Origin of the sequence: Natrinema sp. HArc-T2, from assembly GCF_041821085.1 — an archaeon.
Classification (GTDB): Archaea; Halobacteriota; Halobacteria; order Halobacteriales; family Natrialbaceae; genus Natrinema.
Window position 1 is genome coordinate 337,682 of record NZ_JBGUAZ010000004.1, and the last position, 23,526, is coordinate 361,207.

Consider the following 23,526-nt stretch of genomic DNA (forward strand, 5'->3'; position numbering starts at 1 on the left):
TGACACACTGATCGCACAGCTGTCGTACGATCAGGTGTGCACTGACGGTCAGTGGCTCTGATCGTCACTCAAGTCTCGAGCCAACCCGGGATAGTCAGCGACGATGCCGTCGACGCCAGCTGCCGCGAGCGTGTCGAACTGCACCCAGTTCGTCGCCGTCCAGACGTTGACCGCTCGCCCCTCCGCGTGGGCTACCTCGAGAACGTCTACTTCGGGACCACCGGCTGACACGCCAGCATAGGCCGTTTCGCTCAGGTGTATCCCGGCGATCGCGTTCCGCGGTGGATGGATCGCCTCGCAATCATAGCGGCGTGCGATCTCGAGACCCGCTTCGAGGTCGTCCCACACCAGCGGTGCCACAGCGTAGTCGGCGATTTCCCGCAACGCTGCGATCGCACCCTCGCAAAACGACGAGAACAGCAGGTCGCCGCCGAACGCCGCACAGTTGGCGACGACACACTCGACGAACGGCTGCCACAGTTCGCGGCGCTGATCGCGCTCGCTCGACGAGAGCGACTCACCGACACGTAGCTCTGTCGTCCCGGGATTTTTCAGTTCGACGTTGACGCCGACGGTCTCGGGGACAGCCGCGAGAAAGTCGGCCAGCGTCGGCACCGTCGCGTCGGTACCGAGAACGTGTGCCTCCTGCAGTTCCTCGAGCGGTGTCTCCCAGACGAGCCCGGCTGCGTCCGTTAGCGGGCGACCGTCGCGACTCCCATCGAGGTGTTCGTCGTGGATCACCACCGGGGTGCCGCAGGCGGCGGGCTGAACGTCGACCTCGAGCATCGCAGTCTCGTCATCGGCAACTGCACGCGTGGCCGCTTCGACGGTATTTTCAGGTGCGACACCGGCGTAGCCACGGTGAGCGATGACGGCAGGACGTGCCATAAGTGACCGTCGGCGGGCCGGCTAATGGAACTCCCGCTCGAACGTGGCATGTTCTGGCCCGGCGTTGATGCCAACTCCCTGCGAACCGCCGCTATGACCGAGCCCACGCTCGCGATCGTCGAGCGCACACTCGATCGCGCCGCCGACCTCGAAACCGAGAGTGCCGTCACCGTGTTGCAAGCCGCTCGAGACGACGTTCGCGCGCTCGCGGGCGAGCCCGATGTCGACGAGGACCGCCGGCAGGAACTCGCAACGCGACTCGACCAGCGGCTTCGCGAGGTGAGCGAGCGCGACGTCTACGACAGCGGACTGGGTGCCGCAATGAATCCCACCGAAGACGACGCACCATAGGAGTCACATCGAGCAGAGCCCTCACGCGAGAACCCGGCGAGATCGGCCACCCTCCCGCCCTTTTATTCGCGTCCCGTCCCGAGAGAGAGGTATGCGAATTGCGCTACTTGGCGGCACTGGCGATATCGGCGAAGGACTCGCGCTCCGGTTCGGGCGAGATACGAGTCACGAACTGCTCATTGGCTCGCGAGATCCCGAAAAGGCCCGCGATGCGGTCGCAGACTACGAGGCGGCGCTCGAGGACCACACCGACTCGGTCGACATCAAGGGCTTCGTCAACGAGATGGCCGCCGACCGCGCGGATATCGTCGTGCTCAGCGTCCCGCCGTACCACGTCGGCGACACCGTCGAGGCAGTCGCCGACAACCTCGATTCGGACACGGTCCTCGTGACCCCCGCTGTCGGCATGAAAGGCGACGAAGATGGCCTCCACTACCATCCGCCGTCGACCGGCAGCGTGACCGAACTCGTCGCCGAGCGGGCCCCCGACGAGGTCCCCGTCGTCGGCGCGTTCCACAACCTCGCGGCCGGCGCACTCGCCGATCTCGAGACCGACCTCGACCTCGATACGCTCGTCGTCGCCGACGACGACACGGCCCGCGACACCGTCTGCAACCTCGCACGCGAGCTCGAGGGACTACGCGCGCTCGAGGCTGGTCCGCTGGCCAACGCGGCAGAAGTCGAGAGCGTCACGCCGCTGGTCATCAACATCGCGAAGTACAACGACGACATGCACGACGTCGGCGTGAAGTGGATCTAGACAGCGGCTCTCGTGCGGTCGCTGGCCACGTTGCTCGAGAGTGGTCCGGGTCACTCTGTGCGACGAGCAGACTGTGACAGTGCGACCGCTCGTCGGTCGGTGAAACGAGAATAATCACCGCTGGTGCTGGTCGTCTACGCGCCGGCGGACTCGAGGGCGTCCTCGAGGTCGTCACGCTGGGTGACGCCGACGAAGCGCTCGACGATGCCGTCGTCGTTCTCGATGACGAGCGTCGGCAGCGATCGGACCTGGTACTCGTTGGCGACGTCTTGCTGTTCGTCGACGTTTACTTTCTCGACTTCGAACTGGCCCTCCCAGTCTTCCTCGAGCTCCTCGAGGATCGGGTCCTGGGTCTTGCAGGGGCCACACCAGTCAGCGTAGAAGTCCTTGAGTGTGACGGTCATGCGGTCAACCCTAGTTGCCACGCGCCGCGCATAAGGGTTTCCCACTGCTATTGCATTGCCGTCATCGACGACACGGACCGGTCGAAAGGTTTAGTTCGAGGGACCCATAGGATCGGATATGGACAAAGGACAGAACACCGGCGGGCTGATGTCCAGTGCCGGACTCGTCCGGTACTTCGACTCCGAGGACTCGAACGCTATCCGTATCGACCCCAAGACGGTCATCGCGTTCGGCGTCATGCTGGGCGTGCTGGTTCAGCTACTGACGTTTATCTCGTAACTCGCCTTTCTCGACCCGTTCACTTCCATCAGTGTGCCTCGAGCAGTGCATCATGCTGACTGCGATAACCGATCGATGTCGACGATGGATCGAGCCGGCACTCGGTGGGGTAGGACATGATCCGAATCGCGGCCTACCGCTGTGAGTCGCGAAGGATGAGCGGCTCGATCGCGAGCGTCCGCTTTGCGACCGTGACGATCCGGAGCACGTAGGCCGTAAACAGCAGAAACGGCACGAGCGTGATCGTAAACGCCAGCCCGATCGCCAACGTCATATTCGTGACGCCGAGTGTCTGTCCGGGAAACGTGCCCGCATCGACGACGGTGAGCATGATGCCGGCGATGACCAGCGCCGGCACCGCCGCATAGAGGATCATCTGCGAGAGCGAGACGAGCGCCCACTCGAAGTACAGGGTCTTGACGTGTTCCCGCGCCGGCCCGAACAGACTCAACGCGGTCTTCAGCTCATCTAACAGCGCCAGTTCGTCGTCAGAAAGGTCGTCCTCGTACTCGTTTGCGATCCGTTCGACCTGGAAGATCTTCCAGCCGTAGTTGTAGTTGAGCGCCGCGAATAGGACGTCGAAGGTCCCGAACGACGCACCCTCGAGCTGGTCGCGGACGGTTTCGGAGTTGCCGACGAGACTGTCGGTGAACTCGTCGACGTCCGCTCGGAGCCCGTCGGCGTCGTTTTCGGAGACATGCTCGCGAAGATTTTCGGCTCGCTGCTGGGCCACACCGACGAGTTCCCGGAGGAACGTCGACGGATCAGCCGGACTGGGTGAGCCAATCAGCTCTTCGGTGAAGTCCCGAAAATCCATCGAGTTCTCCATTCGCTCGCGCTGGTCGCCAAGCGGCCCATTCTCCTGGGAAAGGACTAGCTGACCGATCGTGACAACGAGCGTGGTCCCGGTGATGATAGCCGAGAGCATCGTCGAGAACATCGTTTCGATCGTGTCGCCGGTCTGTAACTGTGGCGTCAGCGGCTTCGGGAGCAGGGTGACAGCCGCGACGAAGCCGACGAAGACGGCCAGCGCCAGGACAGCGGTTACATGAAGACGGTTCGCGCCGAGGAGCAGCCAGATTTTGAGGCGGCTCTCGCCGGCACGCTCGCGCATCGTGTTTGCCGTGCTTATTTCGGACTCACCGGACGTTTCGGTCACACCGAATCACCCCTCATCGCCACCGGTGCTCGCGCCAGCGGGCCGTTTGAACACGAGGAACTTGGTGCCACCGCCCGTGTACTCGATCGTCGCGACGAGTTCCCAGCCGTCCGCACCGTAGTCGTTCAGCGCCGCTTGCGGATCCGTGGCCTCCTTTTTCGTTTCGTCGCGTGACGGTCTGAGTGTTTTGTACTCCCAGCGGCGCACGTCGGACTGGCTCATCGATACATGATCGGACGTGGCCAACACCAGTAAGGCTGGGGCAGGCAATCTCCCGACCGAAGAGGTCACGATATCATACGACTACTGACTGCAGTCGTCGAAATCGGCACCATCGTTGGCGTTCGCCACAGCAAGCCGGTGACGCGACCTTTTTGAGCGCGCCATCCATACCCGCGGCCATGTCACTGACTGCTGGCGTCGTCGCAGTCCAGGGCGACGTCGAAGAACACGCCGCGGCCATCGAACGCGCCGCCACGGCCCACGGCCACGAGGTCACCGTCCACGAGATCCGTGATGCAGGAGTCGTCCCCGACTGTGACCTATTAGCGATGCCAGGCGGGGAATCGACGACCATCTCCCGGCTGCTCCACAGCGACGGCATTGCCCCCGAAATCGAGGCACACGTCGCCGCCGGGAAACCGCTGCTTGCGACCTGTGCCGGTCTCATCGTCGCCTCGAGCGACGCCGGCGACGACCGGGTCGACGAACTGGGGCTGCTCGACGCGTCGGTCGAGCGCAACGCCTTCGGTCGCCAGAAAGACAGCTTCGAAGCGCCACTCGAGGTATCTGGCCTCGAGGACCCGTATCCGGCAGTGTTCATCCGCGCGCCGGCGATCGACTCGGTCGGCGACGCCGAGGTGCTCGCGACGTGGGACGGTCGGCCAGTCGCGGTCCGAGACGGCCCGGTCGTCGGCACCGCGTTTCATCCCGAACTGACGCCCGATAGCCGGATTCACGGACTGGCCTTCTTCGAAAACGAGGCCGCAGCGGTTCCCAGACTCGAGGAGTCCGCATAGGACGACCGATCGGTCGAGCGGTGCTCTCTTTGCGGCCCACCACAGCGGAGTGCAGAACACTTGTTCAGTGTGGTGTCCTGTATCGCGTGCATCACGGACTGATCGCTTAGAGGAGGTTCAACAGTGGCGCGAACAGCCCTGCATTGAACGTATCCTCCGCACGGTACTCGCTGATAGTGGCGGTGTAATCGTGATATGGGGGAACGCCATCACGGTTCATACACCGGACCATCATGTGGTCCGTTCCGGGACCGAGAACGCGATATTCGTCCGGTGGTTTCTCACCGCGGGCGAGGTAGCTATCACGAATCTGACAGCGAAGGAGATAGACCAGGAATTCCCGGAACTGATCCCTGTCGAGATCGATGACGACGTGCTCGAGGCGCGTATCCGGTTTTCGGTCTGGATAGGGATCTTCGCCACGGACGAGGCGGTCGTCATTGATGTCAGCGTAGTACATCACGTGGACATCGGACGTGGCGTCGATGTCGCACCTATCGTCAGTAAGGTAGACGTCGAGTTTGTGCTCACGGTACTCGTTCATCGCCCCACCGGCTGGAACGGGATCCGGATGTGGTTGTGTGATAGTCGAATCGTACGCGCCAGCCAGTTGTCGATAGTAGTGATCGAAATAGCGATTCAGGTCGTCTTCGGGAAGGTTCGCGACGGCTTCTTTGACCTGCTCGATCCGATCACTTCGGAGGTACCAGGGAGCCGTGTCGTGCTCGGTGTTTTGAGCGACGTACCACTTGGCGTAATCCCGTGCTTGATCGACCATCTCGTTGCCATGGCTCGTTCGTCTGTCCGGGTCATCCGGGTAGCCGTCTTGTTCGTGGTACGTTATTTTTCCATCAAAGTCGACCGAAATTCCGTGGCTAGCTCCGTTATTATCGATGACTCTGATTCCGATCCCGCCTGTATCTTCATCGCCTAGTAAGGCTTTCATTTGTTACATCACCTCGGGACCAGGCACTCTATCAGGACGATTGCTCGACTCAGTTTCCCGTGCTTCATCGGAAGTGGACTCGGGCTTGAATCCGAGAATCTCGAGCACCTTCTGTCGGTTGTTGTAAATTGCTTGGAGCGCACTCCCTGCAAGCGAACCCATAGTTTTGCCAAAGGGGATCCCTGACTCCTGCCCAACTTCCGTCATTCCTATCTTGAGCGCTTCGCCAGTCCCGGCATCACGAACCGTCTCCAAAAGGCTCCCCTCGAGTGTGGTCGATAGTTCATCGACTTTAGCCTGCAGTTGGTCTTGGTTCTCTGCCAGCGCGTAGAGACGCTCGTCGACGCCGGAACTCTCGTCGATATCGTTGAGCGACAGACTGGCTTCGTCAGTTTTTCCGAACAATCGATCTTTCAGTGATGATGCCCGATTCTTGATCGAGCGCTGAATGTGAACATCCGTTTTACCGAGACGCTGAATGCCCAACTCACCGCCTCGCATCACTTGCTGAGCAGTTTTCTCGGCTTCCCGCTCTAACTGTGGATCAGGATCGATCTCGAGGCCCAGATCCTCCTGCGGCAGCATCGAGATCGCCCCGCCGGTCTGCTGGCGGACGTGTGCTAACTCGTGGGCGAGCACGTGCTGGCCTTCCGCCGATTCGGGGTCGTATTCGCCAGAATTGAAGGCGACGTGATTCCCGACGGTGAACGCTCGAGCGTTGATGTGCTCGCAGGCCTGCGCCGCCTTCGACCCGGTGTGGATCCGCACGTCGCCCAGCGAATCACCCATCCGGTCTTCCATCGCGCGCTGGATCGACGGATCCAGCGACCGGCCAGGCGAGGAAATGACATCCCGGACCGAGTCGGGAACCTGTGTCTCACCGGCTGGGCCCGTGTCCCGTGCCGACGCGGTTCGCTGGAGCGACGTTGAAACACCACGATGCCAGTGTTTGTCGGAACACGGATCGTTCGTCGTCCGTTCGGTGGGTGATTCGGTTTGCTCTTTCACTCGCTCGAGCCGTTCGGCGGCACCGAGACCGCCGATCGAGTGGGGAAGTTCGTCACTGGCTGCTGTCATGTCGCTTGTCCGCTGGACTGTGACGTCCGCAGTACGCGACTGTCGGATCGAAAGCGGCGTCGACGATCGTGACTCGTCGGACGACCGCTCCGATCGCGAAGCATATCGTCCCATCGCTATGGTATTCCATCATTTTACCTCATGTACAATAGTATTTGCTACTGAATTATATCTAAATTTTATTGTTGTGCGTTGTGGTATTCTCGATACCGATCGAATGCCCTACGAGACCACACGAGCACATCTGTTGGACGAACTCGAGCGAATCGGAACCCTCCTCGAGGCGTGTATAGAAAACACGGACACGATCCCGGCAGGGGAGGCACTGGCGACTGTAGCGGAGGTCGAATTGGCAGACGAGTCTGTGACCCTGTCATATGGACTGCCCGTCGAGACGGTTCACCACCTCATCGACCGCGCAGCCCGGATCGACGAGCGCTGTCAGCAGTCACCGTCAGCTGTCACACTTCGGCTGCAGCGTCTGGCCGACCGCTTCGGACTATCTCGAGCGCATCTCGACGTGTTCGTGCTGGCACTCGCCCCCGAACTCGACGCCGACTATCAGGGCTTTTTCCGTGAACTACACGGCGACGCGATAACGCACCCGACGGTCGGCCTGATCGGCGAGTTGTTCTCCCGAACCGAACCACAGCGGCTGGCCGCCACCGCGCTGGTAGGGCAACGATCCCCGCTTCGCCAGCACGATCTGGTATCGCTTTCAGCGCCAGTCGAGCCGAGTCACTCGAGACAGCACCGTCTCGTAACCGTCGATTCCCGCCTCGTCTCGTATCTCGAGGGACACGTCGACCTCGATCCTACGCTAGAACAGGTCGCAACTCTCACAGCACCCGATCGATCCCTCGATGACCTCCGCCTCGAGCCACACGTCCGCGATCGACTCGCGTCGCTTGCAGCGACCGACGTGGCCGGCGGTCGCTACTACTTCCACGGGCCGGCGGGTAGCGAACGCGATGACGCGATCGAGGCACTGGCAGACGACAGACTGCTCCGTGCGTCGCTGCCGGCGGTCCTCGAGACAAACGAGGAGGGTGATGGGAACGCACTCGAGCGACTCCATCGAGAGGCACTGCTCCAGGATTGTTCGGTCCACCTCACGAACGCCGACGCGCTCCGCAAGCGGGATACTAAGTACACGCTCGAGACGGTTTTCGACCGGTTTGCCGACCTCGAAGCACCGCTGTTCGTGACCGGGACCGAGGCGTGGCGACCGACGGGGACGACCGTTGCGATCGACGCCATCCTCGAGTTCCCGCGGCCCTCGATCGACCTGCGCCTGGCGTTTTGGGAAGACAACGTCGATGCCCTGCCCGACGTCGTCGAGCCGTCGACACTGGCCGGCACGTTCGATCTCACGCAGGGACAACTCGAGGCGGCGCTGGCAACCGCACGATCGCTGGCCGACGGCGACGACCTCACTGCGACGGATGTCTACGAGGGCTGTCGCGCCCAGTCCGACGACGGGCTCGACGAACTCGCCCACCGGATCGAGCCTGCAAGCGACTGGGACGACATCAAGCTTCGCGATGGGACCGACCGCGAACTTCGGCTGCTGCGCGATCACATCACGGAGAAGGCGCGTATCTACGGTGAGTGGGGCTTCGACGAGGTCGGCTCGCGAGCCGCCGGCGTAGTCGCACTCTTCAAAGGCCCGTCGGGAACGGGGAAGACGATGGCCGCGGAGGTGCTCGCCGCCGACGTCGGGATGGCGCTGTACAAGGTCGACCTCTCGACGGTCGTCTCGAAGTACATCGGTGAGACCGAGGAGAACTTAGAACGGATCTTTCAAGCTGGCGCCCAGTCGAACGCGATGTTGCTGTTCGACGAGGCGGATTCGATCTTTGGCGACCGCGCCGACGTGAACGACGCGACCGACCGCTACGCCAACGCCGAGGTCAACTATCTGCTCCAGCGCATCGAACGCTACGAAGGCGTCGTCGTACTAACGACGAACAACGCAGCGAACATCGACGACGCGTTCGAGCGCCGGATCGACCACACGGTGTGGTTCCCGAAACCTGAACCGCCGGTTCGCGAAGCGATCTGGCGGACCGCCTTCCCCGAGAACGCACCGACCGGCGACCTCGAGTACGACCTCCTCGCAGCCATCGAGCTAACGGGCGGCCAGATCGCGAAGATTTGCCGGCTGGCGGCGATCATGGCCAGCCGCGACGAGTGCATCGAGATGCGACACGTCGTTCGTGCGATCGAAGCCACCGTTAGCACGCGACAGCTCTATCCGCTCGAGACGAGCGAGTACAGCCACCTCCTCCGGAGCGTCGACACCGCGGTCGAACCAGACGACGACCACGGCCAAGCGTTCGACGAGAAGGCAGGCGAGCGCTCGCCCGAAGACGTCGTCCGGCTGTTCGTCGACCTGCTTGCCGACGGCGAGGGCGACCGGGCTCACGAACTGTACCACTCCCGGACGCTCGCCGACGAGTTCTCGCACAAAGAGCAGCTGATCCTCTCACGCGGCGAACTGTCGATCGTTGGCGGGATCGAGCGCGTTCGAGACGACGACGATCGAGTCGTACTGAAGCTGACCCGAGCGTGCAACGGGAACCGGACAACCCAATCGTACGAGCTACGGCCCGAAGACGGTGCCTGGCGGATCTTCGACCTCGAGCGCACCCGCGAGACGACCGCCGCGTTCGAGCGGTGACGCGGAATCGGCTGCCCGCCGCGTGCCGGGCCGAGCCCTCGAGCGGAGCCGTGGTGCATGCATTCGCGACCGGACGTGTTTTGCCCCTACCACCCCACAGTAGGGGTATGCAGGCATCCATCGACGCGGTTCGCGTCGCGGGGACCCCGCAGGGGCCGGTTCCGGTGGTCGTCCTCGCCATCGAGAGCGAGGACGACGTCGTGCCGATTTTCATCGGCTTCGAGGAGGCGACGAGTATCGCCCGCGGGATCGAGGCTGAAGACATCGGTCGGCCGCTGACCCACGATCTGTTGCTCGACGTGATGGAAGAACTGGGCAGTCGGATTGACCGCGTCGTCATCAACGAGATCGAGGCACGCGAGGACGGTCGCGGCGGCACCTACATCGCCGATCTGCATCTCGAGACGCCCCGTGGCGAGACGGTCATCGACGCCCGACCGAGCGACTCGCTCGCGCTGGCGGCCCGAACGAACGCGCCGATCGAGGTCACCGAGGGGGTCTTCGCGGACGGTCGAGACGACAGCGAAAAGTTCGCCGACCTCAAAGATATCCGCAACGTGTCGGGTGAGCTGTAAATGGACGAGATACTCGAAGAACTGTTCGCTGTCATCGAAGACCGAAAGGAAACGTTGCCCGAAGACTCCTACACTGCCTCGCTGTTTACCCACGAGAAGGGCGAAAACGCGGTGTTAGAGAAACTCGGCGAAGAGTCAACCGAACTCGTTCTTGCGGCCAAAGACGACGATCACGAGGAGATCGCCCACGAGGGGGCCGACATCATCTATCATCTGCTCGTGTTGCTCTCGATGAAGGACATGGACTTAGCGGATCTCGAGGCGGAACTCGAGGCTCGGCGCTGAGTCGGACGAAGCCACTTGGAGCCGGCTCGAGCGCCGTCGAGAGAGTATCCCGCCGGAGCCGCCACCGTGCTTGCAGTGTCCACGACGGCGTTGAATCGACTGGGGCAATAACGCATCGGTGATGGCGCTCCAACAACTCGAAACCGCGCATTCGGACGAGCAGATGCAAGCATGTATCGACGACTGCCTCGAGGCCGCCCAGGTCTGCGAGTGGTGTGCCGACGCCAGCGCGGACGACGGCGAAGAGATGGCCCGCTGTATTCGGCTCTGCCGTGACGTCGCCGACATCGCGTCGCTACACGCCCGATTCATGGCCCGCAACTCGGGGTATCACGACGAGCTCGGCGAACTCTGTGCGGACCTCTGTGAGGAGTGTGCCGAAGAGTGCGAGCAACACGACCACGACCACTGCCAGGCCTGCGCGGAGATCCTGCCGGAGTGTGCCGAGAGCTGTCGAGAGATGGCTGGGGCCTGAAAACGCACACTCGAGGCGGCTCTATTTTATTCGGCGATCAAGCACTGAGCGCCGCACCGACGGCACCGGCGATTGCGCTCTCGAGTGCCATGACCAACGAGATCGTGACGGCAATCATAAAGATGCCGAGCCCGGCAGCGCCGGAGATTGCGCCGCCGAGGGGACCCAGCGCGAGGCCAGCGAGGCCGACGGCGACGCCGACGAGCAAGCCGCCGATGATGCCACCGAGCGCGCCCGCAAGCAACCCGTGCCAGAAGCCACTGCCGAGCCCACCACCGGCGATGTAGCCGGCGACAAAGCCGCCGAACAGCCCCGCAGCGAGCTGGCCGATGCCTGGGACGACGAGCCCGAAGGTTCCGACAACAGTCATGGCTACGAACCCGATGAAGACGGCACGCCAGTCAGTCATAGTGAACGCTAGCACACCAGCAGGCATAAGCTGACGGCGGCCAACGGACGCCCTTTTATGGTCGCGGCGTCTACCACGGAGCATGATTTTCGAAGACCTTCCGACGACGCCCACGTCGGAAGAGTTGATCGACAAGGCGTTTTCGCGGGCAGCGCGGGCCGGCAAGGCCAAAGGCGGCCTCGAGGCCCAGCAGTCGATGCTCCAGACGGCGGCGAACATCATCTCCGACAACTTAGAGAACGTGGTGACGGCGTGGCCGGACTTCGAGTACGACGCGCATCCGTTTTATTACGAACTAGCGGACGCGATCGTCGACGTCGACCGACTCCGGCAGGCGCTGTCGGAAGTGATGTGGGCCAGCCGGAAGGCCCGCGAGATCCACGAGGAGTACCAGCCGCGACTGCGCAAGACCGACGTCGACACCGCGCGCAAACACCGCAAGCAGGCCTTCGCCCGACTCGCAGACATCGTCGAGCAGATCGACGACCACCTGCTCTATATCAACGAATCGCGAAACGACCTGCGCGATCTGCCCGAGATCAACCCCGACGAGCCGACGATCGTCGTCGCCGGCTACCCCAACGTCGGCAAGTCGTCGTTCGTCAACGACGTTACCAGCGCCCGCGGCGAGACCGCCTCCTACCCCTTCACGACGAAGGGAATCGGTCTCGGCCACTTCGAGCGCGACCATATCCGCTATCAGATCGTCGACACGCCCGGCCTGCTTGACCGCCCGCCACAGGATCGCAACGCGATCGAATCGCAAGCGGTCAGCGCTATCGAGCACCTCGCCGACTGCATGCTCGTCATGGTCGATCCCACCGGTGAATGCGGCTACCCGATCGGCTCACAGCTCGAGCTTCGGGACTCGATCGCCGCCCAGTTCGAGGACGTCCCGGTGTTGACGGTCGCGAACAAGGCAGACCGGTTCGAGACGGACGAACTCGATCCAGAGGTCGCCGCCGACTACACCATGAGCGTCACGACCGACTCGAACGTCGAGACCGTGCTCGAGGCCGCCGTCGAGGCGATCGGGTACGAGCCCGAGTTGCCGTTCGAGGGCTAACAGGGCACTCAAGCGCTCTTCCCTTGACACTATCGTCGGAGAACAGCAGCGACATCACCGCTCGAGGATTTCGACATACCTGACCTGAACCCTGACTGACCCGTCGGCGTGGGCGTTGATCCGCTCATCGAGGGTGTCGGCCAGTTCGGGTACCGATGCATCCGGCGGGCCGCCGATCGTCACGATCACCCGCTGTGGATTGCGGAACGGATAGTCGGTATCCATCACGACTTCGGACTCGAGCAGTTCGTAGCTCTCGTATTGCTCCTGTGTGAGGACCTGCAGGACTTCGTCGCGAGCGTCCTGTTCGAAGGTCGCAGTCTCGTAAGAGGCATACGAAATCCCGCCGAGAAACACCGCGAAGAGGAGGACGACGAGTGCGAGCCCGATGATCCGCTTTCGCACGCGCTGTTCGGTTTCACCGAGCGAGAACAGGTTCTCCGGCCGGTAGCCGGCGTACCACAGCGTCAAGAGGCCGGCGAGATTCACAGAGAGCAGGTTGACGAGGACGAGCACCGTCGCACCGATCGCCGCCGACGGCTGGCCCCACGCGAGCGAGATCCCCGCGACGCCAGCAGGCGGGATCAACGCCGCCGCGATCATGACGCCGACCAGCGCGACGGAGGTTCCCGTCGCAATGCTGACAACGCCGGCGACGCCCGCGCCGAGCGCGATCACGAGCGACAGCAGGTCCGGCGCGAGCCGCTCGGAGATTTCACCGACGTTCGACAGGACGAGCCCCGGCGGAATGATGTTCGTCGTGCGGGCGGTCAGCGCGAAGATCGCGGCCGCTCCGATGGCGAGCACGACGCCGATAATCTGGTAGGTGACGCTCTCCGTGAACAGTTCCTCGTCGTCGACGACGGTCCCGACGCTGGCCCCGAGCGCTGGGCCGATCAGCGGCGCGATCACCATCGATCCGACGACGACCGCCGGCGAGTCCAACAACAGCCCCGCAGTCGCGACGATGGCGCTGATGACCGTCATCACCACGTAGACGGGCAAACTCGGTGTCAGGTCGTCGGCTTCCGCCTGCAGTTCCTGGCGCGAGATTCGATCCGAGCCGACGTTGCCGTCCTCGTACTCCTCGCGCAGCGCCTGAAACCGCCGGGAAACGACCGTCTCCGCGTCGACGACGACCGTGTATGCGTCCTCGTCGATGCCCGTCTCTTGGATCTCGTCGAGCACCGGTTCGACGGCCGCGTCCGGCAGCGGAAAGTAGACAACTGCCGTATACTCTCGACTGCTCTTCTCGTCGGTCACGACGTAATCGATCTTCCGCTCGTCGAGGGCCTCGAGGATCGCTTGGCGCTTGCCCGTCGGGACCGTCAACTGTACGAGCCGCACGTCGAGGGGTGACGGACCCCTGGGGTATAACTTCGGGGCATTCTGTCACAGATTGGCAGTCGGATCGTCGCTCGAGAGACCGTTCGTCGCTCGCGAAACTCACTTGTGTCAAAGGAAATAAATTACGGCATGAAACGACGGATCGCCCCGCTGTTGGGCGTCGTCATGCTCGGATCGATCAGTGCGTATCTCGCCGCTTTCGGCCCGAGCGTACGCACCGGCCTCCTGGCTATCGCGCTCCTCGCCGGCGTTGTCCTCTCGGCGGTCCTGTTCGTCATCGGCGGGATCGCCGACTCGCTCTCGGTCGGCGACCGAACCGTCCAGTGGAACGCTCTCGTCGGAGTCGGTGACATCACCCTCGCAAGCGTCGTCATGCTCTCTGCGGTCCGATCCGCACTCGTCGACGGTGGGACGGCGGCGTGGCTCTTCGCCGCAGCGATGCTCGCCGGAGGATCGTCACTTGCCTGGATCGGCGTCCAGACCGCCCGCGACAGCCGCCACGTCGACCTCGAGGCGACGCCCTCGAGCCGCCGACTCGTGGTGATCGTCGCGCTCGTCGCGATATCGACCGGGATCGGGGTGGCCGTCGCGACGAGTCTGTGAGATGCGACGCGTGCGACGGTCGACGGATACCGAACCGGCCCCGAGCGGTCGGCGCCAGTTACAACGCCTATAAAGGTTGCACCGGCCTACGGACCCGTATGATCGAGTTCGATACCCGCCCCAATCGGGAGGCCGAAGTCGCCCTCGTCGGCCGCTCGAACGTGGGCAAGTCCACGCTCATGCGCGAGCTGACCGGCCACAGCTTCGACACCGGCGGCAAACCCGGCGTCACCCGCGAGCCCAACCACTACGACTGGGCTCCCGAGGACTTCGTCATCACCGACCTCCCCGGCTTCGGCTTCATGAGCGGCGTCGACGAGGATCTCCGCGAGGAGATCAAAACCGAGATCGTCCACTATCTCGAGGCGTACGCCGACAACATCCTCGTCGCCGTCCTCGTCGTCGACGGCAAGAGCGTCATCGACATCATCGACCGCCACTCCGGCCCCGACGAGATCCCCTACGACGTCGAGATGTTCCACTTCCTGCGGGAACTGGACATCCCGACCGTCGTCGCCGTCAACAAGATGGACAAAGTCGACGACGAAGACGAGCGGCTGAACGAACTCTGTGACCGCCTCGGCCTGTATCCGCCGTGGAAACAGTGGCAAGAGGTCATCGCACCGATCAGCGCGAAGAAGGGACAACTCGAGCCGCTGCACGAGGCCGTCCGGGAGCATCTCCACGAGCAGAACCGCGACGATCTGTTCAAATTCTTCTAAACAACCTTTTACGCTGCAGTCTGTCGCGTACGAGGCACGAAGCGCCTCGCACGCGACGTCCCTCGGTAAAAGGTTGATCAAAAGCACTCCTCCCTCCGTTCCGAGCGCACCGCGCTCTCCACATCGGTCGTCGGCCCGCTCGGTCGTTCGACTTCGCGCGGCGCTATGCGCCGCGCAGGCCTCGGTCGCGATGAATATCTGGTAAGAGCCTGCCCTTCCCCGGGTTACACGGCTCTCGTAGTACTCGAACCGTGCGCCCGGCCAATGGATTCAAAACCATCACATAGGTGGTAGCATCACCGCTCTGCAATCGGGTGTTCTCTCCATCAGACCACGCGGTTGTAGAACTCCTCATCGTCTGCAAGCCGCCCGACGTTCTCACGGACGATCTCGCCCACGTCTCGGTAGTAGTCCCGCGTGTAGGCCGCAGCGTGTGGCGAGATGATCACCTCGTCCATCCCCCACAGCGGCGATGAGTCGGGCAACGGTTCCTCCTCGAAGACGTCCAGCGCCGCCCCCGCGAGGTCGCCAGCCTCGAGTGCGTCGATCAAGGCCGGTTCGTCGACGATCGATCCCCGGGCGACGTTCACGAAGTAGGCATCATCGCGCATAGCATCGAACGCGTCCGCATCGAACAGGTGGTGGGTCTCGTCGGTCAGCGGGACGGTGACGATCACGAAGTCGGCGTCGCCGATCGCCTCGAGCAGCCGGTCGTTCGCGTATACCTCGTCGAAGCCGGGGACGGGGTCGCCGGAGCGGCGAACGCCCGTGACGCGAACCCCAAGCGCGCCAAGCGTCTCCGCGACACCACTCCCGAGGGTTCCGGTCCCGACGACGCAGGCCGTTGACCCCGGGAGCGTAAAGGCCTCGTCCCACTTGGGGCGCTCCCAGTGGCGCCGTTGCTGATTCGCGACGTAGTCGTCGAGCCGCCGGGAGAACATAAGGAGGTAGCCCGCGACCGTCTCGCCGACGGACCGGTCGTGGATGCCCGAACTGTTCGTGAGGATCACGTCGTTGTCCTCGAGGACGGCACGCGGAAATCGATCGAACCCCGCCTGAATCGAGTGGATCCAGTCCAACTCGAGAAACGCCTCGCGGTAGACGAGCGTGACGACCGCATCACAGTCGTCGATGTCGTCGTCGACCACCGCGACGTCGATCGGCAGGTCAGCGAGGAAGGCCGCGAGTTCCGCCGGTGGGAAGACCGCTTCGACCGATTCGTGGACGCCGAGTCGCTCGAGTTCGAATGGCATAGCGATAGCTACGATAGAAACGGGATTGAAGATTTGCCTCCGAGCAGACGGCCAATCAACGGTGGCCATGCGAACAGTGTGTGGCCGCCCGCCGAACGACCGTGACAGTCCTGTTCCGTAGTCTCATTGGCGCGGAGTGTGCACCCTACAGACCGGTTTTCATTAAAATAACTGGGATCTGACATAGGTATTTACCGTCGATCGTGATACGGAGGAGTATGGATCCGAACGTAGCGCGACGGTGTCACGTGCTGTTTGGTCTCTCGTTGCTGTTATTGACGATCGGGATCGGCTACTGTGTCGTCGTCGGGACGTGTCTGGCAGACTTCGCAGTGGTGGTCGCGGGACTGTTCGTCGGGTGGATCGCGTTGTTCTACTGCGTTGGGAACGCCACGATCTGGGGATAGAGAGGCCATCTCGCGCGAACGATCGCACACGACAGACCACCAACGGTGACCAAGGCGATTCACGAAGAATGGCGGCTCGGGGAAAATCCCTCGTCACAAGGGGCTCGGTGGGGGTAACACTTCGTCACGGCCGCCATGCGACGCTACTCCCTCGAGGGGTTTCGATCTGTCGTTTCCCGCTTTGTTGGGTCGCCGTCGTCACACCAGCCCTCGAGTCCGCGCAGTTCCTCGGCGACGGCCTCGATTTCGCCGGGCTCGAGCGCCCCGCGCTCAGTAATGACCGCGGTCACGCAGTCGGCAGGCGTCACGTCGAAGGTCGGATTCAACACGTCGAGGGACGCGTCGCCGTCGTAGACCGCGGTTCGGTCGCCGGACTCGAGGTTGACGTCCTCGCGGGTCGAGACCTTGTCCGTCGCCGCGACGACTGAAACCGGAACCCCCTCACGGGCGGCAGCAATCGCCAGCGCGCGCGTGCCGGTCTTGTTCACCACAGTGCCGTCGGGGAGGACGGTATCCGCGCCGACCACAACCCGATCGATATCGTCGCGTGCGAGCACGTGCGCGACCGCCGCGTCGGTGTGAACCGTGACGGCGCTGTCGGTCGTCTCCGCGAGCGTTTCGGCGACAGCGATCCCTTCACAACCAGGTCGCGATTCCGCGACGAACACCCGCGAGGGGGCACCCTGCTGGAGTGCCTCGAGAACGGTCCCCGACCGCGAGAGGGTCGCGACGCTACCCGTGATGTGGTCGCTCGCGTTGTTCGCGGCGTCCGAATCAGCCGATAGCGCACGGTCGATGTTCGACAGTGCCGACTCGAGGACTGCTGGTGCATCGCCGTCAGTGCCGTCTGCGTCGGCCATCAGCCGGTTGACCCGATTTCGGAGGACAGCCATCGACGGTCGCGCCTCGAGCAGTCGACGGGCCAGTTCCGCGAGTTCGTCCCATTCGTCGTCGGGATCCGCGCCGAACTCGCTGCGCTCGGCGACGAGCAGCCCCGCCCGATCGCGCACCACCTCGAGTGCGCGTATCGACAGGTATGCAGCGCCGTGTTCGTCGTCGGCCGCGATCGATCGGACGGTGGGGGCGACGCGCTCGTAGGCCGTCCACAGCTTCGGCACCGTCTCGCGGTCGTCGCCCACGCCCTCGCAGATCGTGGTCGGAGACACCCACTCGGCAGTGTCGTGTTCCTCGCTCAGTTCGAGCTCACGGGTCTCGCAATCGAATAGATAGGGGTGGACGACCCACTCGCGCACGAGGTCGGTGTCCTCGAACTCGACCGGTCGTCCGGTGCGGACGAGCGAGACGGCATCGGGCTCGAGGCCGGTTTCTTCGCGGATCTCGACGCGGACCTGGTCGTCGGGCTGGCCCTCCGCGAAGCCGGAGATGCCACCCCACTGGCCGGTGTAGGTTCCGACTGCATCGCTGCGTCGGAGCAACAGGATCTCGCCACGGTTACGGAGAAACCCGGTGACGACGTGGTCCAGGGCCGCTTCGTCGTCATCAGCATCGCTCCCTCTCTGTTCGGTCATACACTGGGAGACGAGCGCGCGGAGGGAATCGCTTTCGGGACTGGCTGTCGTCGGACCACATATGTCACGAGTTGCGATCGTCTCCGACACGCACGTCCCCTCCCGCGAACGCGCCGTCCCCGACTGGGTCGGCGACGAACTCGAGGCGGCTGACCACGCGATCCACGCGGGCGATTTCGACTCTCAACGGTCCTATGAGCGGATCGCAGCCCTCGCGAACGGAAACCTGACCGCCATCCGTGGAAACACCGATCCGCCGACACTCGAGCTTCCCCACACCGACACGTTCGAGGTCGGCGGGGTGACGTTCGCGGTGACCCACGGAACCGGCTCGCCGGCGGGCTGGCAGCGACGGGTTGTCGAGACCGCGCGCGTCGAAGCGACCACCGCCGAGCCGGTCGTCGTCGCGGGTCATACCCACGAGGTCGTCGACACGGCTGTCGACGGCGTGCGCGTTCTCAATCCCGGCAGCGCGACCGGTGCGGCACCTGCCGACCGCGCGACGATGTACGTCGCAACCGTCACGGACGGAGAGCTGGAAGTCGAGTTGCGATCCGGCTAAATCGATCGGGCATCCGACACCGATCGGCAGAGTGCGTGAACGCTATCCGTCTCGAGTACCCCTGTGTGACTATGACACAGCGAGTGACGGTATCGCTTGACGACGACTCGGCGACGGCCCTCGAGACGCTCGTTGCCGAGACGGGGAACGGACAGAGCGAGGTCGTACGGCGCGCCCTCACCTTCTACGCGGCGAACTTCGAGGCGGCGAGTGGGAAGCCAAGCGACAACTTAGAACAGTACTACCAGATGCTCTCGTCGGGCGAGCACGTCCTGCTTGACATCGACTTCCTGCATGCTTTCCTCACGTACTGCTACGACGGCGGTGATCCCGATCCGGCGTTCGTCGAGGCTGCCGACCGCGTCTCAGATTACCACGCCCACGAGTACGCGACCCGGTTCGACGAAGTCGGGGACCTCCTCGAGTGGCTGTCGTTCTGTGGCTTTCTCGACGTCCGTCAGGAAGGCGACGGGGTTTATCACCTCGTCTTTCCCTCGGAGGCGGTGCGCTGGTTCATGACACGATTCATCGAACGCAGCACCGTCGAGTTACCGACGGAGATCAGACTCGAGCAAGGCGTTTCGAAGGTGATCGTGACCGAGGGAGACGAGAACAGGGATTGACGGCGGCGAGTCACTCGGCGGGTGACGCCCACGTCTCGAAGACGTAGTTTCGAAGGCCGTATCGTTCGGCGAGCGCCTGCGAGAAGGTCTCTCCTCGGTAATCGATGACGCCGTCTTCCAGCACCGTCACCGTATCGGCGACGGTGAGCCCGAAGCCGACGTCGTGGGTCGCGATGATCGGCGTGATCCCGGCGTCGGTAAGAGACTCGACGAATCTGACTATCGTCCGACACCCATCGCCGTCCAGTCCAGCGGTCGGTTCGTCGAGCAGCACGTACTCGGGTTCCATCGCGAGGACGCCGGCCAGCGAGACGCGTTTCTTCTCGCCACCGCTCAGCGTGTTACACAGACGGTCGGTCTGTCCGTCGAGGTCGAACTCCGAGAGGACACGCTCGATCCTGTCGGGCTCGTCGATGCCCGCGTTCCGCGGGCCGAACTCGACGTCCTGTTCGACCGTCGGCGCGACGATCTGATCGTCGGGATTTTGAAAGACGAGTCCAACGCGCATCCGCAGGTCAGCAAGCGAGGCGTCGTCGTATTCGACGGGCTCGCCCCCGACGAACACGGTTCCCGAATCGGGTTCGAACAGGCCGTTGAAGTGGCGCAACAACGTCGACTTCCCGGCGCCGTTACGACCGAAAATGACCGTCACCTCACCCGTGTGTGCCTCGAAGTTCACGCCATCGAGGACGGGGTCGTCGCCGTGTCGGAAGTGCAGGTCGTCGGTTTCGATCATACGGCCCACCCGGCGATGGCGATCAACGTGAGCACGGCAGCCGCGTAGCCGTGGCCCTGACTGGTGGTCCGTGCCATCGGCATCTCACCGTTGTAGTTCCGCGCCAGCATCGCGTCGTTGAGGGTCTCGGCTCGTGACATCGACTTCAAGAACACTGAAAACGACAGCAACTTCGCTGTTCGAAACGTCGACCGGCGCGTCCGGAAGCCGAGACGCCCTCTCGCCGCGAACTCGAGGCGGCGGAGTTCGTCGAGCAGGATCTGGATGACGCGGTAGGTGAGCAACGAGATTTCGATGACGAACTGTGGACACCGCAGCGATCGCAACGCGACGAACAGTTGCGGGACCGTCGTCGTCACGACCAGATAGCCCAGGATCGTCATCGATCCGAACGATCGGAGTCCGGTCGTTATCGACCGGTCGATCCCGGTCGAAGAAATCGAGAGCGGGCCCATGGAGACGGCGGTCGGCCCGCTGGTAAACAGCGCGATGAGGACCAGACTCGGGAGCAGAAAGTACACCGGCAGTCGGACCACCTGCAGATAGTCGTGGCCTGTCGCATCGATACCGAGTGACACGAAGCAGGCGAGTGCACAGACGTACGCGAGCCGACTGGGAGCGACGAGGAGCAACACCAGTGCGGCAAAGACGAAGTACGCGTTCAAGCGTCCTTCGATTCGGGAGTTCGCGGTGATCTGAATCTGTTCCAGGCTCGTGTGGTGCATGACTCACTACGGCGTCTCAGACGCGGATTGCAGCGGAGACGTTCGTCCGAGATAGTAGCCGATCAGGAGGCCGCCGATCGCTGCCTGGAGACTGAACAGCAAGCTCTCGATTTCGCCGCTCGGGGGCGTCCAGAGGCTCTCGAACCACGGGTCGTAATCCGGGGCGACGGAATCGACTTTCTCGCCCGCAGCGCCGTCGGCCCCACCCCATGCACCCGCAGTGGTAAACGAAAAGAGGACGAGCCCGACCATCAGGAGGCCACCCGCGGCGAGCCACCGATTCATGCTGTCACCCCAAGCCGGGTTCGGACCGACTCACTCGACATGGAGATGTAGCCGATCAAGCCAGCCGCGAGTGCGCCTTCGACGACTCCGATCGGGAGCTGCGTCAGCGCGAAGACGCCCAAAAACGTGATCGCGGAATCGAGCACCCCACTGAGCCCCGGTTCCGCCGGGAACGCAAGAGCGAGCTGGGTGGACGTGACGACGTACGTCGTCCAGTCGGCGACGAGGGCTGCAGCGAACGTCGCCTTCTGAAGGTCCGTGTGGGGTTTAACCGAGCGGTAGACGACCCAGCCAAAGAGTGGGCCGATGATCCCCATCGATGCGACGTTCGCACCGAGGGTCGTCAGGCCGCCGTGACCGAGCAGCAGCGCCTGATACAGCAGAACGATCGTCGAGAGAAACGCGGTGACGGCTGGCCCGAAGAGGACGACCGCAATGCCAGTGCCCGTCGGATGCGACGTACTCCCGGTAACGGACGGCAGTTTCAGCGCCGACAGCACGAAGATGAACGCCGCAGCGACGGCAATATGAGATTTGTTAACATCCCTTTCCTTCACTAAACGTGCCGTCTTCAGCATCCCGTAGCCGACGACTGGGGCCGCAATCGCGTACCACGCGAGCGCCCAGACGCCGGGCAGGAACCCTTCCATGATGTGCATATGTAATCGCCGTACTCGCAGTTATCTGGCTTCCCCATTAAAACAATTTTGATTGATCTAATACAAGCAGATTTTCTCTCGAGAAGGCGCTCACTCCCCCGAAATTCAGTGGAGGCACGCGGTTATCGAAGTTCGGCCAGACTGTACAGCAGTGAGCGCACAGCTGATAGGTCCCGTCACTATAGTAACAACTGAAACGAGTGACAGACCGATCGCACAACCTCGTTCGATCAGGTGTGCACTGACGTCCAGTGACGACGATAGCTCGTCCGCTGGCGCCACCGAATCGAGCACTGATTGCAGCGTCCACTAGACCCGGAGCAGAGGAGAACGATCACACGAGTTCATACGAATTCATACGACGATCTCGAGTTCACACTAGGCTGCGTGACCGTATGTTCGACTCTTAACAACCCTTTTGAGGAGTTCGGAGAGTGTTGTATGTGAATACGCATCATGGGTGTTATTGACCGGCTGAAAGCGATCGGACCAGGAGCGCTCGTCGCGGCGGCGTTCGTCGGTCCAGGGACGGTAACGACTGCAAGTGTGATCGGAGCAGAGTACGCGTACCTGCTCGTGTGGACGATCGCGTTCTCGATTCTGGCGACGATCGTCCTCCAGGAGATGAGCGCGCGACTGGGCCTGATTACGCAGGAAGGACTGGGTGAAGCGTTCCGAAACGAGTTCGACAATCCGCTCCCGCGGACGATCTCGGTCGCACTCGTCGTGAGCGCGATCGGAATCGGGACGGCAGCGTTCCAGACGGGGAACATCGTCGGCGGTGCCGCCGGGCTGGCGACGATCACCGGCGTCAGCGAGAACGTCTGGGGCCCGATTATGGGCCTGATCGCCGCCGGACTGCTGTGGACGGGGAACTACAAACTGATCGAACGGGTCTTCATCGGCCTCGTCGGCGTCATGGGCGCGGCGTTCCTGCTTAACGCCGTCATGGTCCGACCGGACGTCGGCGCGCTTGCGGGCGGCCTCGTCCCGACGGTTCCCGACGGCTCGGCGTATCTCATCGCCGGTCTCGTCGGCACCACCGTCGTCGGCTACAACCTGTTCCTGCACGCGAGCACTGTCCAGGAACGGTGGGACGGCGCAAGCGACCTCGCCGAGTGTCGCGCCGACACGATCGGGATGGTCGTCGTCGGCGGCCTGATAACGACGGCGATCGTCGTCACGGCTGCCGCGGTCTTTCCCGCGGGAACCGAGATCGACAACGTCGGTGCGATGGCCGATCAGTTAGAGCCCGTCTTCGGCGGCTACGCGCTCACGTTCTTCTCGATCGGCCTGTTCGCTGCTGGCTTTACCAGCGCGATGAGTGCGCCGCTTGCGGGTGCCTACGCTACCGCCGGCGCGCTCGGCTGGGAACGTGACCTGACATCGACGCGATTCCGGGCGATCTGGATGACGATCCTCGGCATCGGCATCGTTTTCTCGGCACTGGACTACAATCCTATCCAGGTGATCGTCTTCGCACAGGTGGCCAACGGACTCCTGTTGCCGATCCTGGCGGTCTTCCTCATCTACGCGATGAACAACCGCGACCTGCTGGGCGAGTACACGAACACCACCCTCCAGAACGTCCTCGGCGGGATCGTCACGCTCGTTGTCGTCGGTATTGGCCTCCGAACGCTCTACGACGTTCTCCTCGTCTAACGATCTCAATGACAGACGCAACGAACCACGATACGA

Annotated in this window: 29 protein-coding genes; 15 read left to right on the forward strand and 14 right to left on the reverse strand. The window is 63.0% G+C overall.

The window, feature by feature from the left end:
- Window positions 1-48 precede the first annotated feature (48 nt).
- Window positions 49-888 (reverse strand): glycerophosphodiester phosphodiesterase, encoded by an 840-nt coding sequence (locus ACERI1_RS12450; protein ID WP_373618501.1) that lies wholly within the window; start codon window positions 886-888, stop codon window positions 49-51.
- Window positions 889-981: 93 nt separating this feature from the next.
- Here ACERI1_RS12450 and ACERI1_RS12455 point away from each other — a divergent pair, with 93 nt between their 5' ends.
- A complete protein-coding gene (locus ACERI1_RS12455; protein ID WP_373618557.1) occupies window positions 982-1,239 on the forward strand; it encodes a hypothetical protein in 258 nt (85 codons plus the stop codon).
- 91 nt (window positions 1,240-1,330) lie between these two features.
- Window positions 1,331-1,999: an NADPH-dependent F420 reductase gene (gene npdG, locus ACERI1_RS12460; RefSeq protein WP_373618502.1), complete on the forward strand. Its 669-nt coding sequence runs from the start codon at window positions 1,331-1,333 to the stop codon at window positions 1,997-1,999.
- Window positions 2,000-2,133: 134 nt separating this feature from the next.
- On the opposite strand, the gene ACERI1_RS12465 is transcribed toward npdG, so the two are convergent.
- Window positions 2,134-2,403 (reverse strand): co-chaperone YbbN, encoded by a 270-nt coding sequence (locus tag ACERI1_RS12465; RefSeq protein ID WP_008010616.1) that lies wholly within the window; start codon window positions 2,401-2,403, stop codon window positions 2,134-2,136.
- A gap of 118 nt (window positions 2,404-2,521) precedes the next feature.
- Between ACERI1_RS12465 and ACERI1_RS12470 the strand changes: the two genes are divergently transcribed.
- On the forward strand, window positions 2,522-2,683 hold the full coding sequence (locus tag ACERI1_RS12470; RefSeq protein WP_008010615.1) for a preprotein translocase subunit Sec61beta: 162 nt from the start codon (window positions 2,522-2,524) through the stop codon (window positions 2,681-2,683).
- Between the two features lie 133 nt (window positions 2,684-2,816).
- Here the strand turns inward: ACERI1_RS12470 and ACERI1_RS12475 are convergent, their stop codons facing one another.
- A complete protein-coding gene (locus ACERI1_RS12475; protein WP_373618558.1) occupies window positions 2,817-3,797 on the reverse strand; it encodes a hypothetical protein in 981 nt (326 codons plus the stop codon).
- Window positions 3,798-3,848: 51 nt separating this feature from the next.
- Entirely contained in the window at window positions 3,849-4,064 is a 216-nt protein-coding gene (locus tag ACERI1_RS12480; RefSeq protein ID WP_373618503.1) for a DUF4177 domain-containing protein, read from the reverse strand.
- A 179-nt stretch (window positions 4,065-4,243) separates the two neighbouring features.
- Here ACERI1_RS12480 and pdxT point away from each other — a divergent pair, with 179 nt between their 5' ends.
- Window positions 4,244-4,861 carry a pyridoxal 5'-phosphate synthase glutaminase subunit PdxT gene (gene pdxT / locus ACERI1_RS12485; protein WP_373618504.1) on the forward strand — a complete coding sequence of 206 codons (618 nt, stop codon included), beginning with the start codon at window positions 4,244-4,246 and terminating at the stop codon, window positions 4,859-4,861.
- A 106-nt stretch (window positions 4,862-4,967) separates the two neighbouring features.
- Here pdxT and ACERI1_RS12490 read toward each other — a convergent pair whose 3' ends face one another.
- Together ACERI1_RS12490 and ACERI1_RS12495 are read right to left on the reverse strand one after the other, a co-directional pair.
- Window positions 4,968-5,807 (reverse strand): hypothetical protein, encoded by an 840-nt coding sequence (locus tag ACERI1_RS12490; RefSeq protein WP_373618506.1) that lies wholly within the window; start codon window positions 5,805-5,807, stop codon window positions 4,968-4,970.
- A 3-nt stretch (window positions 5,808-5,810) separates the two neighbouring features.
- Entirely contained in the window at window positions 5,811-6,884 is a 1,074-nt protein-coding gene (locus ACERI1_RS12495; protein WP_373618507.1) for a DUF4157 domain-containing protein, read from the reverse strand.
- A 217-nt stretch (window positions 6,885-7,101) separates the two neighbouring features.
- On the opposite strand from ACERI1_RS12495, the gene ACERI1_RS12500 reads away from it, so the two are divergent.
- The 4 genes from ACERI1_RS12500 (at window position 7,102) to ACERI1_RS12515 (ending at window position 10,902) form a co-directional block, all read left to right on the forward strand.
- Window positions 7,102-9,567, forward strand: coding sequence for an ATP-binding protein (locus tag ACERI1_RS12500; protein WP_373618509.1), 2,466 nt, complete (start codon window positions 7,102-7,104; stop codon window positions 9,565-9,567).
- Between the two features lie 107 nt (window positions 9,568-9,674).
- Complete coding sequence (locus tag ACERI1_RS12505) at window positions 9,675-10,142, forward strand: bifunctional nuclease family protein (protein WP_373618510.1); 468 nt, start codon at window positions 9,675-9,677, stop codon at window positions 10,140-10,142.
- Entirely contained in the window at window positions 10,143-10,427 is a 285-nt protein-coding gene (gene hisE, locus ACERI1_RS12510) for a phosphoribosyl-ATP diphosphatase (protein WP_373618511.1), read from the forward strand.
- Window positions 10,428-10,548: 121 nt separating this feature from the next.
- Window positions 10,549-10,902, forward strand: coding sequence for a four-helix bundle copper-binding protein (locus ACERI1_RS12515; RefSeq protein ID WP_373618513.1), 354 nt, complete (start codon window positions 10,549-10,551; stop codon window positions 10,900-10,902).
- Window positions 10,903-10,939: 37 nt separating this feature from the next.
- On the opposite strand, the gene ACERI1_RS12520 is transcribed toward ACERI1_RS12515, so the two are convergent.
- Window positions 10,940-11,311 (reverse strand): DUF5518 domain-containing protein, encoded by a 372-nt coding sequence (locus tag ACERI1_RS12520; RefSeq protein ID WP_373618514.1) that lies wholly within the window; start codon window positions 11,309-11,311, stop codon window positions 10,940-10,942.
- Window positions 11,312-11,393: 82 nt separating this feature from the next.
- On the opposite strand from ACERI1_RS12520, the gene ACERI1_RS12525 reads away from it, so the two are divergent.
- Entirely contained in the window at window positions 11,394-12,377 is a 984-nt protein-coding gene (locus ACERI1_RS12525) for an NOG1 family protein (protein ID WP_373618515.1), read from the forward strand.
- A 54-nt stretch (window positions 12,378-12,431) separates the two neighbouring features.
- Here the strand turns inward: ACERI1_RS12525 and ACERI1_RS12530 are convergent, their stop codons facing one another.
- A complete protein-coding gene (locus tag ACERI1_RS12530) occupies window positions 12,432-13,724 on the reverse strand; it encodes a TIGR00341 family protein (protein WP_373618516.1) in 1,293 nt (430 codons plus the stop codon).
- 129 nt (window positions 13,725-13,853) lie between these two features.
- On the opposite strand from ACERI1_RS12530, the gene ACERI1_RS12535 reads away from it, so the two are divergent.
- On the forward strand, window positions 13,854-14,327 hold the full coding sequence (locus tag ACERI1_RS12535) for a hypothetical protein (RefSeq protein ID WP_373618517.1): 474 nt from the start codon (window positions 13,854-13,856) through the stop codon (window positions 14,325-14,327).
- 98 nt (window positions 14,328-14,425) lie between these two features.
- Window positions 14,426-15,049, forward strand: a complete 624-nt coding sequence (gene engB / locus ACERI1_RS12540; protein ID WP_092930680.1) for a GTP-binding protein EngB — start codon at window positions 14,426-14,428, stop codon at window positions 15,047-15,049.
- A gap of 326 nt (window positions 15,050-15,375) precedes the next feature.
- Here engB and ddh read toward each other — a convergent pair whose 3' ends face one another.
- A complete protein-coding gene (gene ddh / locus ACERI1_RS12545) occupies window positions 15,376-16,302 on the reverse strand; it encodes a D-2-hydroxyacid dehydrogenase (protein WP_373618518.1) in 927 nt (308 codons plus the stop codon).
- Window positions 16,303-16,520: 218 nt separating this feature from the next.
- Between ddh and ACERI1_RS12550 the strand changes: the two genes are divergently transcribed.
- On the forward strand, window positions 16,521-16,709 hold the full coding sequence (locus ACERI1_RS12550; RefSeq protein ID WP_373618519.1) for a hypothetical protein: 189 nt from the start codon (window positions 16,521-16,523) through the stop codon (window positions 16,707-16,709).
- Between the two features lie 143 nt (window positions 16,710-16,852).
- Here the strand turns inward: ACERI1_RS12550 and ACERI1_RS12555 are convergent, their stop codons facing one another.
- Window positions 16,853-18,238: an NUDIX domain-containing protein gene (locus ACERI1_RS12555; protein WP_373618520.1), complete on the reverse strand. Its 1,386-nt coding sequence runs from the start codon at window positions 18,236-18,238 to the stop codon at window positions 16,853-16,855.
- Between the two features lie 61 nt (window positions 18,239-18,299).
- Here ACERI1_RS12555 and ACERI1_RS12560 point away from each other — a divergent pair, with 61 nt between their 5' ends.
- Window positions 18,300-18,800 (forward strand): metallophosphoesterase family protein, encoded by a 501-nt coding sequence (locus ACERI1_RS12560; protein ID WP_373618521.1) that lies wholly within the window; start codon window positions 18,300-18,302, stop codon window positions 18,798-18,800.
- Between the two features lie 71 nt (window positions 18,801-18,871).
- Complete coding sequence (locus tag ACERI1_RS12565; protein ID WP_373618522.1) at window positions 18,872-19,423, forward strand: ribbon-helix-helix protein, CopG family; 552 nt, start codon at window positions 18,872-18,874, stop codon at window positions 19,421-19,423.
- Between the two features lie 10 nt (window positions 19,424-19,433).
- Here the strand turns inward: ACERI1_RS12565 and ACERI1_RS12570 are convergent, their stop codons facing one another.
- From ACERI1_RS12570 to ACERI1_RS12585, 4 genes are read right to left on the reverse strand one after another with little or no spacing between them, the layout of a single operon-like run.
- Window positions 19,434-20,159 carry an energy-coupling factor ABC transporter ATP-binding protein gene (locus ACERI1_RS12570; protein WP_373618523.1) on the reverse strand — a complete coding sequence of 242 codons (726 nt, stop codon included), beginning with the start codon at window positions 20,157-20,159 and terminating at the stop codon, window positions 19,434-19,436.
- Window positions 20,156-20,884: a cobalt ECF transporter T component CbiQ gene (gene cbiQ / locus ACERI1_RS12575; RefSeq protein ID WP_373618524.1), complete on the reverse strand. Its 729-nt coding sequence runs from the start codon at window positions 20,882-20,884 to the stop codon at window positions 20,156-20,158. Before cbiQ ends, ACERI1_RS12570 begins: the two co-directional genes overlap by 4 nt.
- 6 nt (window positions 20,885-20,890) lie before the next feature.
- Window positions 20,891-21,169 (reverse strand): energy-coupling factor ABC transporter substrate-binding protein, encoded by a 279-nt coding sequence (locus tag ACERI1_RS12580; protein ID WP_373618525.1) that lies wholly within the window; start codon window positions 21,167-21,169, stop codon window positions 20,891-20,893.
- The gene (locus ACERI1_RS12585; RefSeq protein ID WP_373618526.1) at window positions 21,166-21,828 is read right to left on the reverse strand and encodes an energy-coupling factor ABC transporter permease; all 663 of its coding nucleotides are present in this window, start codon (window positions 21,826-21,828) and stop codon (window positions 21,166-21,168) included. Before ACERI1_RS12585 ends, ACERI1_RS12580 begins: the two co-directional genes overlap by 4 nt.
- A gap of 456 nt (window positions 21,829-22,284) precedes the next feature.
- Between ACERI1_RS12585 and ACERI1_RS12590 the strand changes: the two genes are divergently transcribed.
- On the forward strand, window positions 22,285-23,490 hold the full coding sequence (locus tag ACERI1_RS12590; RefSeq protein ID WP_373618527.1) for an Nramp family divalent metal transporter: 1,206 nt from the start codon (window positions 22,285-22,287) through the stop codon (window positions 23,488-23,490).
- Window positions 23,491-23,526: the final 36 nt, after the last annotated feature.

What these genes read in the sequence shown, in the direction of transcription:
- ACERI1_RS12450 (WP_373618501.1), bottom strand. Translation starts at nt 888, where the DNA reads ATGGCACGTCCTGCCGTCATCGCTCACCGTGGCTACGCCGGTGTCGCA.
- ACERI1_RS12455 (WP_373618557.1), top strand. Translation starts at nt 982, where the DNA reads ATGACCGAGCCCACGCTCGCGATCGTCGAGCGCACACTCGATCGCGCC.
- npdG (WP_373618502.1), top strand. Translation starts at nt 1,331, where the DNA reads ATGCGAATTGCGCTACTTGGCGGCACTGGCGATATCGGCGAAGGACTC.
- ACERI1_RS12465 (WP_008010616.1), bottom strand. Translation starts at nt 2,403, where the DNA reads ATGACCGTCACACTCAAGGACTTCTACGCTGACTGGTGTGGCCCCTGC.
- ACERI1_RS12470 (WP_008010615.1), top strand. Translation starts at nt 2,522, where the DNA reads ATGGACAAAGGACAGAACACCGGCGGGCTGATGTCCAGTGCCGGACTC.
- ACERI1_RS12475 (WP_373618558.1), bottom strand. Translation starts at nt 3,797, where the DNA reads ATGCGCGAGCGTGCCGGCGAGAGCCGCCTCAAAATCTGGCTGCTCCTC.
- ACERI1_RS12480 (WP_373618503.1), bottom strand. Translation starts at nt 4,064, where the DNA reads ATGAGCCAGTCCGACGTGCGCCGCTGGGAGTACAAAACACTCAGACCG.
- pdxT (WP_373618504.1), top strand. Translation starts at nt 4,244, where the DNA reads ATGTCACTGACTGCTGGCGTCGTCGCAGTCCAGGGCGACGTCGAAGAA.
- ACERI1_RS12490 (WP_373618506.1), bottom strand. Translation starts at nt 5,807, where the DNA reads ATGAAAGCCTTACTAGGCGATGAAGATACAGGCGGGATCGGAATCAGA.
- ACERI1_RS12495 (WP_373618507.1), bottom strand. Translation starts at nt 6,884, where the DNA reads ATGACAGCAGCCAGTGACGAACTTCCCCACTCGATCGGCGGTCTCGGT.
- ACERI1_RS12500 (WP_373618509.1), top strand. Translation starts at nt 7,102, where the DNA reads ATGCCCTACGAGACCACACGAGCACATCTGTTGGACGAACTCGAGCGA.
- ACERI1_RS12505 (WP_373618510.1), top strand. Translation starts at nt 9,675, where the DNA reads ATGCAGGCATCCATCGACGCGGTTCGCGTCGCGGGGACCCCGCAGGGG.
- hisE (WP_373618511.1), top strand. Translation starts at nt 10,143, where the DNA reads ATGGACGAGATACTCGAAGAACTGTTCGCTGTCATCGAAGACCGAAAG.
- ACERI1_RS12515 (WP_373618513.1), top strand. Translation starts at nt 10,549, where the DNA reads ATGGCGCTCCAACAACTCGAAACCGCGCATTCGGACGAGCAGATGCAA.
- ACERI1_RS12520 (WP_373618514.1), bottom strand. Translation starts at nt 11,311, where the DNA reads ATGACTGACTGGCGTGCCGTCTTCATCGGGTTCGTAGCCATGACTGTT.
- ACERI1_RS12525 (WP_373618515.1), top strand. Translation starts at nt 11,394, where the DNA reads ATGATTTTCGAAGACCTTCCGACGACGCCCACGTCGGAAGAGTTGATC.
- ACERI1_RS12535 (WP_373618517.1), top strand. Translation starts at nt 13,854, where the DNA reads ATGAAACGACGGATCGCCCCGCTGTTGGGCGTCGTCATGCTCGGATCG.
- engB (WP_092930680.1), top strand. Translation starts at nt 14,426, where the DNA reads ATGATCGAGTTCGATACCCGCCCCAATCGGGAGGCCGAAGTCGCCCTC.
- ddh (WP_373618518.1), bottom strand. Translation starts at nt 16,302, where the DNA reads ATGCCATTCGAACTCGAGCGACTCGGCGTCCACGAATCGGTCGAAGCG.
- ACERI1_RS12550 (WP_373618519.1), top strand. Translation starts at nt 16,521, where the DNA reads ATGGATCCGAACGTAGCGCGACGGTGTCACGTGCTGTTTGGTCTCTCG.
- ACERI1_RS12555 (WP_373618520.1), bottom strand. Translation starts at nt 18,238, where the DNA reads ATGACCGAACAGAGAGGGAGCGATGCTGATGACGACGAAGCGGCCCTG.
- ACERI1_RS12560 (WP_373618521.1), top strand. Translation starts at nt 18,300, where the DNA reads ATGTCACGAGTTGCGATCGTCTCCGACACGCACGTCCCCTCCCGCGAA.
- ACERI1_RS12565 (WP_373618522.1), top strand. Translation starts at nt 18,872, where the DNA reads ATGACACAGCGAGTGACGGTATCGCTTGACGACGACTCGGCGACGGCC.
- ACERI1_RS12570 (WP_373618523.1), bottom strand. Translation starts at nt 20,159, where the DNA reads ATGATCGAAACCGACGACCTGCACTTCCGACACGGCGACGACCCCGTC.
- cbiQ (WP_373618524.1), bottom strand. Translation starts at nt 20,884, where the DNA reads ATGCACCACACGAGCCTGGAACAGATTCAGATCACCGCGAACTCCCGA.
- ACERI1_RS12580 (WP_373618525.1), bottom strand. Translation starts at nt 21,169, where the DNA reads ATGAATCGGTGGCTCGCCGCGGGTGGCCTCCTGATGGTCGGGCTCGTC.
- ACERI1_RS12585 (WP_373618526.1), bottom strand. Translation starts at nt 21,828, where the DNA reads ATGCACATCATGGAAGGGTTCCTGCCCGGCGTCTGGGCGCTCGCGTGG.
- ACERI1_RS12590 (WP_373618527.1), top strand. Translation starts at nt 22,285, where the DNA reads ATGGGTGTTATTGACCGGCTGAAAGCGATCGGACCAGGAGCGCTCGTC.